The organism is Winogradskyella marina (genome assembly GCF_015645385.1).
Classification (GTDB): Bacteria; Bacteroidota; Bacteroidia; order Flavobacteriales; family Flavobacteriaceae; genus Winogradskyella; species Winogradskyella marina.
The window spans coordinates 376,750-392,889 of sequence record NZ_JADOET010000002.1 but is presented as its reverse complement, the minus strand read 5'-3'; the positions used below and the strand labels follow the sequence as shown (position 1 = coordinate 392,889).

The following is a 16,140-nucleotide window of genomic DNA, read 5'->3' as shown; positions in this document are numbered from 1 at the left end:
ATTATCTTTGTATTATGGCAGATGAGATTATAAATAGAGTTGCAAACAGCAAGCTAAAAGTTATAGATTTAGAGGACTATTACCCAATAGGCGAACGTGTTCTCTTTGATATAAAAGATTGGTTACTTGAAGGGTTTGTACTACGAGAAAAAGACTTTAGAGCTTTTGTTTCTGAACAAAATTGGTCGCAATATCAAGATTGCTATGTAGCCTTACATTGTTCAACCGATGCTATTGTACCAGATTGGGCTTATATGCTTATTTCAATTGAGTTGCAAGCTTATGCTAAATTGACTGTGATTGGTTCATTAGAAGAATTGGAATCTATTTTATTTACTGAAATTATTTCGAATTTAGAGGTTAAACAGTATGAAGGTTTACCTGTAATTATAAAAGGGTGTTCTCATAAACCTGTACCCTCAAATGCCTTAGTATTACTGTCTCAAAAATTAAAACCCATAGCAAAATCTATTATGTTTGGTGAGGCGTGTTCTTCAGTGCCTCTTTTCAAAAGAAAATAATTCAAAAAAAAATGTGACTTTTTGGTAATTTTTTGGTCTAAACTACAGTGGTGATAAACAATCAAAGTTTTCATCAAAATTATATAAACACGTATATTTGCAAATTAAATCAAATTTAAATTACTAAACATTAACACATTATGAATAAGAAATTACTTTTTTCAGCATTCTTTTTATTTGCTATAACCTTTGGTTTTTCTCAAACAAAAGAAGAATTACAAGCTCAAAAAGCTGAAAAACAAGCAGAAGCAGATAAGTTTCAAGCAGAAGCTGATGCCTTACAAGCACAGATTGATGCGTTGCCAGGTTGGAGAGTAGGTGCTTTTGGTACTATTGGTGGTAACTTGTCTAAATTTAACGATTGGTATGGTCAAGGAACACCAGATCTTTCTTCTGGAAACCTTGGAATTACTTTTAATGCTTATGCTAATAAAATTGAAGATAAATATTTCTGGAGAAATTCTTTATTTACAAACCTAAGCTGGGTAAAATTTGATGACAAAAACGACCCAACAGATGATGATAGTTTTCAAGAAGGAACAGATGTTTTTAATATCTCTTCTCTTTATGGTAGAAACATTAGTAAAACTTGGGCAATATCTGGTTTAGCAGATTACAGAACGACACTTTTAAACAACTTTAATGATCCTGGATTCTTAGATCTTGGTATTGGTGCTACATGGACTCCTGTTGAAAATTTAGTTGTCGTAATTCACCCATTAAACTACAACTTTGTATTTGCAGATAATGATGCAGCATTTGAATCTTCTGCTGGTGCTAAAATTGTAGCAGACTATACAAGACAAATTGGAGCTATTAACTTTAAAACCAATTTTTCTACATTCCAAAGCTACGACTCAAGCGAATTATCTAACTGGACTTGGACGAACTCTTTCGGTTATACATTGTGGAAAATGATTGGTGTTGGTTTTGATTTTGGTTTAAGAAGCAACCAACAAGAAGCTGCAAATGTTCAAGGTGTAGACTTAGCTGATGCCGATAACAACTTACAATCTTATTATACACTTGGTTTAAGCTACAAGTTTTAATAACAGCCAAGTATAAAACAGAAAACCTGTCTAGATTAAAATTTAGACAGGTTTTTTTTATGTTCAATAAGAACTTAATTAAAACTTTTCTTTTTGTTCTTTTTCTTAAACAGGCGTTTAATAAAACCATCGCGTTTTGTGGGTTCGCAATCTAAGGCGGTTAAAACCTGTTCTGAAGGTGTTTCAAATTGCGCACTTGTTATAGGTCTAAAGTCACTATCGTTATTTAGTTTCTGATAAAACTTTGCAAAAATAGGTAAGGCAGAATTAGCACCTTGACCCATTCCTGTAGATTTAAATCCTATACTGTGATTGTCGTTTCCTACCCAAGTTATAGTTACTAAGTTTGGTGTTAAGCCAACAAACCAACCATCTTTATTGTCTTGTGTTGTTCCTGTTTTTCCGGCAATGTCATTTTTTAAACCATAGGTACTTCTTATTCGTGATGCAGTGCCTTTATTAACAGTAGATTTCATCATTTCTAAAAGGACTTGTCTTGTAAATTCACTATACGCTTCTTTCTCTGAAATTTCAGGTTCAAAAGTCGCTATGACATTTCCATATTTATCTTCAATCTTTGTGATATAATATGGAGTTACAGATTTGCCTTTATTAAGATAACTAGCATATGCACCTGTTAAGTCTTTCAAACTAATTTCTGCAACACCTAAGGCTAACGATGGCTCGTTAGGTAGTGCTTTAGAAATTCCCATTTTTTCAACCTGCTCCAACACTTTTGGTATTCCTACCTCCTCTAAAACCTTCACAGAAATAGTATTAACAGAGTTGCTTAACGCATTTTCTAAAGTGTAATTAATATAAGGGTCTTCGTCATCACTTCCAGAATTGGTTGGTGTCCAATCGTCATAGTCTGTATAGGTTACTTTATTTAACGAGAAATAAGTACAAGGACTTAAATCGTTATCAATGGCAGCAGTATAAACAAAAGGTTTAAAGGTAGAACCTACTTGCCGTTCACTTTGCGAAATATGATCGTATTTAAAATAGCGATAATCGATACCTCCGACATAAGTTCTTACGGCTCCAGTAGTTGGCTCAACAGATAACATTCCGGTGTTTAAAAATTTAAGATAATGCTTTAAGCTATCTATGGTAGATAGATTTTTAATGGTATCGCCTTTCCAACTAAACACATCCGTTGGACGTTTCACATTTAATGAATCTTTAATTTGAGTTTCAGTTAACCCGTTCTCCTTATAGGTTTTTACTTGGGCTAATTTCGCAATAGCACTCTTGAGCAATTTAGAATTGGTTTCCCAAGGCGAATGCTTACCATAAGATGTTTCAAAATTAGCTTGAAGCTTGCTCATGTGGTCTTTCATGGCGTCTTCTGCTATCTGTTGCATTTTATAATCTAGGGTTGTATGAATAATTAAACCATCTTTATACAGGTCATATTTTTCTCCTTCAGGTGTTTTTAAAGTGTCTAGAATAGAACTGAGTTGTTTTTTTACTGCAGCTCTAAAATAAGGTGCTATCCCTAAATCGTGATTAAAGGATCTATAATCTAATTGTAATTCTTGATCTGAATAATACGCTAATGAGTCTTTAGCAAGGTATCCGTAATTAACCATTTGACTTAAGACCACATTCCTTCTATCTCTACTACGTGTTCCATGTACTCTTGGGTTGAAATATGTATTGGCTTTTAATGTTCCAACTAAAGTTGCGGCTTCAACAATTGAAATATCTTTTACAGATTTATTGAAAAATTTAAGCGATGCACTTTCTATTCCATACGTATTGTCAGAAAATGGAACTGTATTGAGGTATAGTATTAAAATTTCGTCTTTAGAATACACTGACTCTATTCGCTTGGCAACAATAGATTCTTTGAATTTATTAATAAGCATACTGAACATTGCATAATTCTTTCTGCCATAAAGGTTTTTTGCGAGTTGAAGTGTTATAGTGCTTCCACCTCCTGCAGATTTATCTTGAAGAATTAGGTTTTTAACAAACACACGCATTAAGCTGATGTTGTCTATACCATCGTGCTCATAAAATCGGGAATCTTCAGTAGCAACTAAAGCTTCAATAAGATGTTTAGGTAAATCTTCAAACGTTACAGGTTGCCTGTCGTAGATATAATATTTGCCTATTAATTTTTCGTCCTTATCTAAAAGTTGTGTGGCTTGTTCTTGTTTAATAGAACTAATAGCTTCCGACGTTGGTAGTTTTCCGAATACACCGAGATATATACTGATATAAAGTCCTATTAAAAACAATACCGCTACAACGAATAAAATAAGTAAGCCTCTCACCCATTTATTTTGCCATAATGTTTTCAATCGCGATTTAATACTAATGAGATAAGGATTCATTTTTGGGCTATAACGTTATTTTATTAAAAGTGTACGACGAAAAAGCTATTTAGTTTGGTAAGACTATTTTCAATAAAGTCGTTCATTATTATATAAAAATGAATTCAATCGTTTTCAAAAATTATTATTCAAGTCAAATACAAATTCTTGTCAGCGAATTAGAATCAAGTCTAAAAGCAAAGCGGTCTAATGTCTTTTATTTATTCTATATCTTCAACGTCTGGATATAGAAAATGATTGTATGGAAAACGCGTTACATGGATTTCTCTCACTTCCTCATAAACTCGTTTTCTAAATTCGTCCATGTTCTCTTTATTTAATGCCGAAATGAACAACGCATTTCCATCTAATCTAGACATCCACGTTTTTTTCCATTCTTCAATGGTATAATTGGCTTTAGTCCGTTCTTCTACCAAATCGTCCTCATCAAAAGGTTCTGCTTCATAAGCATCAATCTTATTAAAAACCATGATAGTTGGTTTCCCCTTACTGTCAATTTCGTCTAAAATCTGATTTACAGAATCAATGTGTTCTTCAAAATTAGTATGAGAAATATCTACGACATGAAGCAACAAATCGGCTTCTCTAACTTCATCTAAAGTACTCTTAAAAGATTCTACCAATTGTGTTGGTAATTTTCTAATAAACCCAACCGTATCACTCATTAAAAACGGTAAGTTGCCAATAACCACTTTTCGAACTGTAGTATCTAAGGTTGCGAATAATTTATTTTCTGCAAACACCTCACTTTTACTAATCACATTCATTAACGTAGATTTTCCAACATTGGTATAACCAACTAAGGCTACTCGTACCATTTTACCGCGATTACCGCGTTGTACAGCTTGTTGTTTATCTATCGTTTTTATTTTAGCTTTTAGTAAGGCTATCTTATCTCGAACAATACGTCTATCTGTTTCAATTTCTGTTTCACCAGGTCCACGCATTCCAATACCTCCTTTTTGACGTTCAAGGTGTGTCCACATGCCTTTTAGTCGAGGTAATAAGTATTCACATTGTGCCAATTCTACTTGTGTTCTGGCATAACTAGTTTGTGCACGCTGAGCAAAAATATCTAGGATAAGGTTAGTTCTATCGAGAATTTTACAATCTAGAATTTTGCTAATATTTCGTTCTTGGGCAGGTGATAACTCATCATCAAAAATCACAGTACCAATATCATTTTCTTTTACAAAATTGGTGACTTCTTGCATTTTTCCAGTTCCTATAAAGGTTTTTGGATTTGGCATAGTCATTTTTTGAGTGTAGCGTTTTATCACCTCACCACCTGCAGTAAAGGTTAAAAACTCTAATTCGTCTAAGTACTCCTTGGATTTTTCTTCATCTTGATCTTGTGTTATAACACCAATGAGTACTGCTTTTTCTAATTCTATATCTTTTTTCTCTATCATAAATTCATTAAAGTACAAAGTTAAGCAAATGGATTCGTCCTAATAATATTTTAAAAACCTATATTTAATCCTATGAAAAAAACTTTAGACTATTACTCCATTGCATTTTATAATATCGAAAATTTATTTGACATAGAAAACGATCCGTTAACAAATGATGACGATTTTTTACCAACTTCTGCAAAACGATGGACTATTAAACGTTATCAAAATAAATTAATGAAGTTAGGCACAGCCATTTCTAAGATTGGTAAAGATGACACTGAGGTTGCACCTGTTTTAGTTGGTTTGGCTGAAGTTGAAAATCAAAAAGTACTTTCAGACTTAATACATAGTAAAAATTTAAAAGACGAAAACTACGATTATGTGCACTATGATTCTTTAGATGAACGCGGAATAGATGTCGCCTTACTCTATAAAACCGATTTTTTTAGCGTACACTATTCTGAAACTTTTTCTGTATATCTTCAAAATGAACGTGGACAACGAGATTATACGAGAGATATACTTTTAGTGCAGGGTGAATTACACAACGAACAAGTACATATTATTGTGAATCATTGGCCCTCGCGAAGAGAAGGAGTAAAGGAATCTGAGGTTAAGCGTATCGCAGCAGCAAACGTGGTTAACTCTATTATTAAAAATCTAAAAAGTGAAAACCCAGAAACGAAAATTATTGTAATGGGAGATTTTAATGACAATCCCAATTGTAAAAGTTTAGAAATTCTCGAAAAAGAAAGTAGTCTTTATAACCCTTTTAAAACAGTTTGGTCTCGTGACAATGGCAGTTTAAGCTATAATTTTCAATGGAATCTCTTCGATCAAATATTATTCTCCACTAATTTTTTTGACACCAATAATTCAAATTTAAGTTTTAGTGATGCTCAAGTATTTAAAAGCAAATTTCTGGAGCAATATAAAAGCAAATATAAAGGACAACCATTTCGCACTTACGTAGGCCTAAAATATAAAGGAGGCTATAGTGATCATTTTCCTGTTTTTATTCAATTAAAATCTTCTTAAGAAATATCCAAACCATTTATCGATTAATACTGTAGTTAATCTATTTTACCAGTGTTAACAACATGTTAATAGTCATTTTTTATATATTCGGGTTTGCATTGTGAAATCGTCTAAACCAGCGGTAGCTTTGCGAAACACATCAAAAATTTTCTCAAAAACTAACAAATCACTTTATAATCAAAGGATTATAAACAAAATAAACAATTTAACAAACCGATTAATAATGAAAAAAATTACTCTATTCTTAATCATGCTAGGATTTTGTATTTCTGCTAGCGCTCAATATGAATTTCCCGCAATTCAAGGACCAACATCAGTCGTTTCTGGGGAAAATATTCCTATTAACGTAAATGATATAGCGAACACAGCTGGGGTTCCAGCATCCTCTTCTGGATCATACTTGTCATTTATAGTATCAGCTGATTGGACTGAAGGAGATGGATTTCCATACAATAATGAGGCACAACTTACAGTGTCTACATCCGCTGGAGATGTGTTTTTAGAGGAGCCAAGCACTGGTGGAGGCTTCAATAGTAATGACACAACACTTACCTTTGAAGGTGAGTTACCTGCTGGATACGATCCAACAACAGATGGTTTTCTAGAAATTACCCCTAATCAAGAGTACGATGGGTCGGATGCCGATTGGTCTAATATTGTTGTAACACTTTTTGAAAGTCCAACATGTATTACACCTTCAAGCATGATGACGACAACGTTAACAACTACTGAAGTAGATTTAGAATGGACAGCAGGCTTTTCTGAAACTAATTGGAATGTTGAATATAACAGTGGCTCAGATTTCACACCTGGCAATGGTGAAGAAGAAGCTTCAGCCGTTGTCGCAGGTACTGCTGAAACTTCCTTAGCAGGTTTAACTCCGAACACAGAGTATTATGTATATTATCAAGCAGATTGTGGCACTGACGATGGATTAAGCGAATGGGCTGGTCCATTTACGTTTTATACAGGTCTTTGTGAATCAATACCATCTTCAACTGATGGTGATGGTATAGGTCAAGTTATCTTAGGTACTGAGACGTTTACTTCGGGGGGAGATGAAATAACTTATGAAGATTTTACTTCACCGACTGTAGATTTAGCTGCTCAGGTTACTTCTAATTTACAAATTACTTTTACTACAGGACCAACATATAACACAAATGTTTGGATAGACTTTAACAATGACTTAGTATATGACAACGAAACAGAAATAGTTTTTCAAGGTACAAGTGAAGCAGCGAATCCAACAGTGTTTAACGCTTCATTTTTAATGCCAGATGTTCCTTTAGGTGTTTATAATATGAGAATTGGTACTGCAGATTTAGCTCAAACAGCAACGTCACCAGACCCGTGTTACAGCGGTGCTTGGGGAGTTACAATGGACTTTACTATAAATGTTACAGCAGCACCAAACTGTATTCCTCCTAATGCATTAACAACTAATGGAATTGGAGCAGATTCTGCAGAACTTAGTTGGACTCAAGTCGGAGCTGTATCGCAATGGAATATTGAAGTTGTACCTTCTGGTACAGAGCCAACAGGCACACCAACGGAAAGTGATGTTACAAATCCATATACAGTAAGTGGTTTAGATGCTTTAACAAGTTACGATTATTATGTTCAAGCTAACTGTGGTAGCGAACTAAGCGCATGGTCAGGGCCATTTACCTTTACGACATTATGTGATGTCATTATTCCAGATTATCTAGAAGACTTTACAGACCTTACGGATACTGTTCCGCCTGAATGTTGGGATGAAGCCGATAATGGTGATCTAACCACTGGCCCTACAGATTTAGGACTTAGTTCATGGACTGTTGATGGTTTTCTCAATGACGGTACAACAGGTGCATATAAAATAAACGTATTTGGTACATTTTTAAACGATTGGCTTTTAACACCACAATTTGATTTAACAGGTGATCCTTTTCAAGTAGAATTTGATTTTGGGATTACACAATGGGGTAATGATAATCCAGGGACTCTAGGTTCAGACGACCTCGTAGAGTTCTTAATATCTAATGATAATGGAGCTACATGGACATCATTATTATCTTATGATTCCTCATCAGTGTTACCAGCAAATGGTGCGCATCCTGTTGTGAATTTATCTGCTTATAGTGGTGATATAGTTCAATTTGCATTTTATGCAACAGGTGGTACTACTTCAGGTGGAGATAACGATGTGTTTGTAGATAATTTTCAAGTAAGAGCAGTACCAAACTGTCCAGAACCAAATGATTTAGCCGTAACAAATATAACTTCTGAAGGAGCGCAGTTATCATGGACCGAAGCAGGAACTTCTACGATTTGGAATGTAGAAATAGTAGAATCTGGAGAAACACCAACAGGTACACCTACAGATACAAACGTTTCTAACCCTTATATAGCTACTGGCTTGGACCCAGTTGCCTCATACGATTTTTATGTACAATCAGACTGTGGTGGCGAGTCAAGTGTCTTTACAGGTCCAATTAGCTTTACAACCTTATGTGATGTCTTTACTCCTGATTATATTGAAAACTTCGCTAATGTTACCGCTACGGTTCCACCTGAATGTTGGGATGAAGCCGATAATGGTGACTTAACAACTGGTCCTACAGATTTAGGACTTAGTTCATGGACTGTTGATGGATTTCTTAATGATGGAAGTACAGGAGCATATAAAATAAATATTTACGCACCATTCTTTGGTGATCCATTTAACGATTGGATTTTAACACCGCAATTTGATTTAACAGGTGGTCCTTTTCAAGTAGAGTTTGATTTTGGTATTACAACATGGGGAAGTACTACTGCAGGAACTTTAGGTTCTGATGATGTCGTAGAATTCTTAATATCTACTGATAATGGCACAACATGGTCTTCTCTAATAACTTATGATAACACATCCGCTACAGCTCCTAATGGAGATCATCCTGTGATAGATTTAACAGCATACAGTGGTCAGATAGTACAATTTGCATTTTATGCAACTAGTGGTACTGTAGATGATAGTGCCGATAACGACATATTTGTTGATAACTTTAGAGTACGAGGTATTCCAACGTGTCCTGAACCAACAGATTTAACTGCGACCAACCTAAGTTTAACTTCGACTGAATTAAGCTGGACAGAAAGTGGCACAGCAACGACTTGGAATATACAATATGGTGAAGCTGGTTTTACACTAGGAGACGGAATAGATTTAACTGACATTGATACTAACCCATACATCTTATCTGGTTTAACAGCAGACACCAGTTATGAGTTTTATGTACAAGCCATTTGTAGCTCAGGAGATGAAAGTTCTTTTAACGGACCATTCCAGTTCTTTACTGGATATTGTGAGTCTATACCATCATCTAACGATGGCAATGGCGTAAATAATGTTACAGTTGGCTTTACTGACTTTCCAAGTCCTGGTGATATAAACTATGAAAATAACACATCACCTGTTGTTAATGTTTTTCAAGGTCTAAATACTAATGTTTTAATAGAATTTGGACATACCATAACTTATAACACTGCTATTTGGATTGATTTTAATGACGATTTAGTTTTTGATGATACAGAACTCGTTTTTCAAGGTGAATCTGCTGGTGGAAATTTTGCCGATGGTTTTCATATGTTTGACACCTCTTTTCTAATGCCATTAACGGCACCTATTGGGGAACATAGAATGCGTATTGTAGGAACCGATTTTGCTGATCCTGAGCCATGTTATAATGGGTCTTGGGGTATAACTATGGACTTTACAGTTAACGTGCAAGAATTAATGTGTACACTGCCTGAAGCTAGCTTTGCAACTTCACCAGACTGCGAAAATGACCAATTTTTTATAGATGTTGATATCACAAGTTTAGGAGATGCTGACACTATACAAATTTCAAATGATTTTAATAGTGAGACTGAACAAGTATCAGAAGTTGGTACTTATCAAGCGGGTCCTTTTGCTTTTGGAACTGCTGTTAAGGTATTTGTTACTAATGAACAAGATAATAATTGTGTTGTTAGCAGTAGTACTTTCGAAGTTTTAGCTTGTCCTCCAAGTAATGATGAATGTGAAGGGGCAATTACTGCAGTAGTTAATGAGTTTGGTGGTTGTGATGAAGTAACCTCAGGTACAATTTTAGCTGCAACACCTTCTAATGTACCAGACAGTTCTTGTACAGGGACACCAAATGATGATGTTTGGTTTGAGTTCACAGCATTAAGTGACGTTCAACTCATTTCAATACTGAACGTTACTGGTGGAGCCAATATAGACCACGCCGTTTACGAAGGAGCTTGTGGATCTTTAACTGAATTATATTGTTCAGACAACGAAGCAAGTATAACACCTTCTTTAACTGTAGGTTCAACCTATTATGTAAGAGTATTTAGTGGAGGTAGTCAATTAGAAACGGCTACATTTGACCTTTGTATACGACCTGCACCTACCAATACCGTATGTGAAAATGCAGAAAATTTCTGTTCGGACGGAGGAGCTTTAGAAGCAGCTAGTGTTTTTGGCATTCCTTCTGAAGGACCAATAGCATGTTTAACTTCAGCTCAAAACCCAACGTGGAACACCATTCAAATTGGTAATCCTGGGGAAATTGAAATCACAATATCTCAAGTAGATGATGATGGTGACGGTTTGGATGTTGATTATGCACTTTGGGGTCCTTTTGAGTCTGTTGAAGAGTCTTGTAACAATTTAGATTTAGGGTGTCCAGATCCAAGTGATTGTCCTGGAATTCCATACGCACCAGAATTTTATCCTTATGGAAACATTGCCGATTGTAGTTGGTCAGCAGCCTCTGTAGAAACACTTACAATAGACAACGCCTTAGAAGGTGAAGTCTACATCTTACTTGTTTCAAATTTTGGAAACCAACCAGGTACAATTACAATAGAGCAAACTAATGGAGGTAGCCCAGATGATGGATCTATTGAAGCTGAAATCTCTGCTGAGATTGTTAGTGATGAAGTTCTTATAGACCCAGATAATGATCCAACTGAAATCGATGAAGTGTCAGTTTGTGGTTTCGATTCTGTGACTATTACTACAAGCTCACCATTTGCTGATGAATATGAGTGGTATGAAGACGGTTTTCTAATTCCTAATGAAAACTCTAGCTCACTAACAGTAACACCCGAAGGATTTGGACTGGGAGCAACCAACTACCAAGTTTTAGCTACTGATAATCAGTGTGGTTCTTCTGCTTTATCTCAAATCGTAATTGTGAATTTATATGAGGATCCAGAGCCATTAGAACCACAGACACTTACAGCATGTGATGGACCTGAAGCAGACGGAACAGAAACATTTGATTTAGATGCGTTTACTGCGTCACTTGGACTAGAAGGCTTTAAAGTTACCTATCATTTGAATGAAGCTGATGCATCTCAAGCCATAAACCCTGTAGCTTCTCAATATGATTCAAGTGGAGAAACATTAATCATTAGAATAGAAGATGAAAATGCTGCTGAAGACCCAGAGTATTTAGGATGTAGAGAAATATCTGAAGTAGAGTTAATCGTTAACCCTAGACCAGAAATCAATCAACCAGAAGACTTAATTGTATGTGATGATTTAGATGGTGTGGTAGACGGTGAAACAGAATTTGATTTAGTTTCTATAAATAGTGAGGTTACTAATGACGAGGGTATGATTATTTCTTATTATACGTCATTAGACAATGCGGAAGCCGCATCTGGTGCTTTGTCTAGTCCTTATACGAGTAGTGGAGAAACTATTTATGTAAGAGCAGAAGATCCAGATACTGGCTGTTACCAGACCACTTCTTTTGCATTAGAAGTGAATATAGTACCATTGGCTGAATTTGATGATCAATATAACTATATCGTATGTCCATCAGCAACGGTGCCAATTACAATTGGTATTACGCCTTCTAACTTTACGGAATCAGACGTTTCTATAAGCTGGTCTTTAGATGGTGATCCAATAGATGGAAGTGGAACCACCTTAAGTACTGTACTTTTTGCAGGTGAGTATACAGCAACAATTACATTTAATGAAAGTGGGTGTTCTAGTGCACCTATATCAATTGACGTTGAAGAAGCTGAGTCTTGTATTTTCCCAGAAGGTATTTCTCCAGGTGTTTCACCAGGTCAGAATGATACATTTGACTTAAAGAGTTTTGATGTTACTAAACTTGAAATATTTAATAGATATGGAACATTAGTTTATTCAAAAAATAATTACACAGATGAATGGGTAGGACAATCCAACGATGGTGAAGAGTTACCAGTAGGAACCTATTTCTATACAGTTGAATACGAAGGTGGCACCAAAACAAAAAGTGCTTGGGTATATATTAACAGATAATCAAACAAAAAAATCAACTTATTATAATGAAAAAACTCTCTATTATAGCTGTTTTGCTATTAGCATTTCAAATGCATGGGCAACAAGACCCGCAGTACACACAGTACATGTATAATATGAATTTAGTTAATCCTGCTTATGCAGGCTCAAGAGAAAATTTATCTTTTGGTCTATTATACAGAAATCAATGGACAAAAATTGATGGTGGACCAGAAACAGGAACACTATTCGGCCATGCACCGATTGGAAGTAACCTTGGATTAGGATTATCTCTTATTTCAGACCATATTGGACCGGTTAAAGAAACTAATGCTTATGTAGATCTTTCCTATACCTTACAGTTAGGTGGTGAACACAGATTAGCTTTTGGTGTAAAAGCAGGTGCTACATTTCATGATATTGGCTTAAATTCTGGAGTAGCTGTAGTGGATAACACAGATCCATTTTTTGCGCAAGACATCAATACAACAACTCCTAATATCGGAGCAGGATTCTTTTATTATACAGATAAATATTACCTATCCTTATCTGCACCTAACTTGTTATCATCAGTTCATTTAGATGCTGATGGGAATAAAATAGGATCTGAAACACAGCACTATTTCTTAACTGGTGGTTATGTGTTCGATCTTTCACCAAATACAGAGCTAAAACCATCTGTGATGGTAAAGTCTGCATTTGATGCGCCAACATCTTTTGATGTCAATTTAAATGCAAGATTCTATAAGAAATTTGAAATAGGAGCTTCATATCGATTAGATGATTCTTTTTCTGGTTTAGTTAATTTTGCTGTAACACCTTCAATAAGGATTGGTTATGCCTATGATGCTATCACTTCAGATATTAAAGCATACGCGCCAGCATCACACGAGATCATGTTATTATTTGATCTTAATTTCCCGAAACGAATTTCCCGTTCACCTAGATACTTTTAATCAGTTAAGCTAAAAACAATTATGAAAAACTTTAATACAATATTATTACTTACGTTGATGAGTGGTTTTTGCCTAACTGCTCAAAACAAAGACACCAAAAAAGCAGATAAACAATTTGCCCGCTACGAATTTGTAAAAGCCGCAGAAAACTACAATAAGCTCGTAGAAAATGGTAAAGCAGATGCTTATGTTTACGGTCAACTTGCAGAAAGTTATTATAACATTTTTAATACAGAAGCAGCTGAACGTTGGTATGCTAAAGCATTAGAAACTTCAGATAACCCAGAAATGGTTTACAGGTACTCGCAAATGCTTAAAGCCAATGGTAAATATGACGAATCTAACCAACAAATGGACAGATTTGCGACATTGCGCCCTTCAGATGATAGAGCTACGGCTTATAGAAAAAACCCTGATTATCTTCCTAAAATATTAGAACAAGGTAAAAAGTTTAACGTACAAAATGCTGAGTTCAATTCTGAGCAATCTGATTTTGGTGGTACAATGAATGATGGTAAGCTATATATAACTTCTGGTAGAAATGACAGCCGTAAGACCTACGGATGGAACGACCAACCTTTTTTAGATATCTATACGATTTCAAAAAATACTGATGGGACCTTTCAAGAAGCAGAATTAGCTAACAACACCATAAATACAAGATATCACGAAGGTTTAGTTTCCTTCACACCAGATAATAAAACCATGTATTTTTCAAGAGAGAGTTATTACGAAAAAGATTTTGAAAAGGACTCTACCTCTAGTGCAAAAATTAGTCAATTATATCTTTTTAAAGCAACTAAGTTAGGTGATGACTGGGATATGGTAGAAAGTTTAGCCATAAATAGCGAAAACTATTCGGTTAAAAACCCATCAGTAAGTGCAGATGGAAAAACGTTATACTTCGCATCAAATATGCCAGGTGGTTTTGGAGAGTTTGATATTTACAAAGCTGAAATAAACGCTGACGGTACCATTGGTGAACCTGTGAACTTAGGCCAGAAAGTAAATACCGAAGGTCAAGAAATGTTCCCTTATATTAGTAGTAATAACACACTATATTTTTCATCTACTGGACATTTAGGTCTTGGTGGATTAGACGTCTTTTACACCAAAGAAATTGATGGTAAAATGGCACCTATTAGAAATGTTGGTATTCCTATAAACAGTAATGCAGATGATTTTGCTTTTATTATTGATGAAGAAAACGATGAAGGATTTGTTTCATCAAATAGAGCCGGTGGAAAAGGTAGTGATGATGTGTATGAATTTAAAAAACTACAACCGCTTTGTGATGTTTTAACCATCGCAACTGTTTTAGATGACACAACACGTGAGCCTCTTAGTGGTGCCACTGTTTCGTTATTTGATGCAGAAGGAAATAAAGTTGTTTCAAAAACAACAAATGAAGACGGTGTTGCAGAGTTTATGGTAGAATGTGACGAGAATTCTGAACTTGAAGTTGTAATGGACGGTTTTGATAGCAAGAAAGTACAAGTCGCAGGTTCTAACGAGGAAGAAAATAATGTTCAAATTTCATTAGATCCAATCGAAAAATTAATTCTTCCTGAAAGTATTGATTTAGCACCAATCTTCTTCGAATTTGATGAATCAAACATTACTGCTCAAGCAGCTTTTGAATTAGATAAATTAGTTCAAATCATGACGAAATATCCAGACATGGTTATAAATGCTACCTCTCATACAGATAATAGAGGTTCAGATTCGTACAATGCAGCACTTTCTGATCGTAGAGCAAAAACTACCGTTCAGTATATAATTTCTAAAGGTATCGATGAATCTCGTATTTCTGGAGAAGGTAAAGGAGAAACTGAGCCTAAAGTAAATTGTAGTTCAGGTTGTACTAAAGAACAGCATGCAGAAAACAGACGTTCAGAGTTTATTATAGTTAGTGATACAGCTGAATAAGCTCTAGTTCACATAAAAATTAAAAAGCCTATTCTTTAAAACGAATAGGCTTTTTCTTTTACCATTTATTATAAGCCTTTTTACTCAATTGCGAATTGTAATATTTAGGATCACCAGTCACCTCTTTACCTAACCAGTTTGGCCTTTTAAAACTTTCGGATTCTGAGTTTAATTCTACCTCAGCTATAACTAAGCCTTCATTATCACCATAAAATTCATCGATTTCAAAAGTGTGATTTCCAAATTTTACTTCGTAACGTGTTTTATCAATAATACCTTGCTCACACAACTTTAAAAGGGATTCAGCTTCTGTAATTGTAATTTCTTTTTCCCATTCAAAACGCGATAAACCATTGGAAGTACTTTTACCCTTAACGGTTATATAACCAACCTCTTTTTTTAATCGTACGCGTACCGTTCGCTCTTTATCACTATTTAAAAAACCTTGTTTTATAGCATAGCTATTGTAAGCTTCTGTTTTAAAAGCTTCTGAATTCACTAAAAATTTTCGTTCTATTTCTATCATCCTTAATTCTTGCTAAGCAAGACGACTTATTTACGTATTAATATTCAATTTGATATTCCGGCAACCGTAGGAATTCATAAA

General features: G+C 35.0%; 9 protein-coding genes. 6 read left to right on the top strand and 3 right to left on the bottom strand.

Features of this window, described 5'->3' with window-relative positions; translation table 11 throughout:
• Positions 1 to 14: 14 nt before the first annotated feature.
• Positions 15 to 521, top strand: a complete 507-nt coding sequence (locus ITJ86_RS04870) for a DUF2480 family protein (RefSeq protein WP_195870481.1) — start codon at positions 15 to 17, stop codon at positions 519 to 521.
• Positions 522 to 661: 140 nt separating this feature from the next.
• Positions 662 to 1,570, top strand: coding sequence for a DUF3078 domain-containing protein (locus ITJ86_RS04865; protein ID WP_195870480.1), 909 nt, complete (start codon positions 662 to 664; stop codon positions 1,568 to 1,570).
• A 74-nt stretch (positions 1,571 to 1,644) separates the two neighbouring features.
• Here the strand turns inward: ITJ86_RS04865 and ITJ86_RS04860 are convergent, their stop codons facing one another.
• Positions 1,645 to 3,915 carry a transglycosylase domain-containing protein gene (locus ITJ86_RS04860; RefSeq protein WP_195870479.1) on the bottom strand — a complete coding sequence of 757 codons (2,271 nt, stop codon included), beginning with the start codon at positions 3,913 to 3,915 and terminating at the stop codon, positions 1,645 to 1,647.
• A gap of 200 nt (positions 3,916 to 4,115) precedes the next feature.
• Positions 4,116 to 5,327: a GTPase HflX gene (gene hflX / locus ITJ86_RS04855; protein ID WP_195870478.1), complete on the bottom strand. Its 1,212-nt coding sequence runs from the start codon at positions 5,325 to 5,327 to the stop codon at positions 4,116 to 4,118.
• 72 nt (positions 5,328 to 5,399) lie between these two features.
• On the opposite strand from hflX, the gene ITJ86_RS04850 reads away from it, so the two are divergent.
• The 4 genes from ITJ86_RS04850 (at position 5,400) to ITJ86_RS04835 (ending at position 15,533) form a co-directional block, all read left to right on the top strand.
• On the top strand, positions 5,400 to 6,350 hold the full coding sequence (locus ITJ86_RS04850) for an endonuclease/exonuclease/phosphatase family protein (protein ID WP_195870477.1): 951 nt from the start codon (positions 5,400 to 5,402) through the stop codon (positions 6,348 to 6,350).
• Positions 6,351 to 6,573: 223 nt separating this feature from the next.
• Entirely contained in the window at positions 6,574 to 12,669 is a 6,096-nt protein-coding gene (locus ITJ86_RS04845) for a fibronectin type III domain-containing protein (protein ID WP_195870476.1), read from the top strand.
• Between the two features lie 26 nt (positions 12,670 to 12,695).
• Positions 12,696 to 13,604, top strand: coding sequence for a PorP/SprF family type IX secretion system membrane protein (locus ITJ86_RS04840; protein WP_195870475.1), 909 nt, complete (start codon positions 12,696 to 12,698; stop codon positions 13,602 to 13,604).
• A gap of 21 nt (positions 13,605 to 13,625) precedes the next feature.
• Entirely contained in the window at positions 13,626 to 15,533 is a 1,908-nt protein-coding gene (locus ITJ86_RS04835) for an OmpA family protein (RefSeq protein WP_195870474.1), read from the top strand.
• A 58-nt stretch (positions 15,534 to 15,591) separates the two neighbouring features.
• Here ITJ86_RS04835 and ITJ86_RS04830 read toward each other — a convergent pair whose 3' ends face one another.
• Positions 15,592 to 16,059, bottom strand: a complete 468-nt coding sequence (locus tag ITJ86_RS04830) for a CYTH domain-containing protein (protein ID WP_195870473.1) — start codon at positions 16,057 to 16,059, stop codon at positions 15,592 to 15,594.
• Positions 16,060 to 16,140 lie beyond the last annotated feature (81 nt).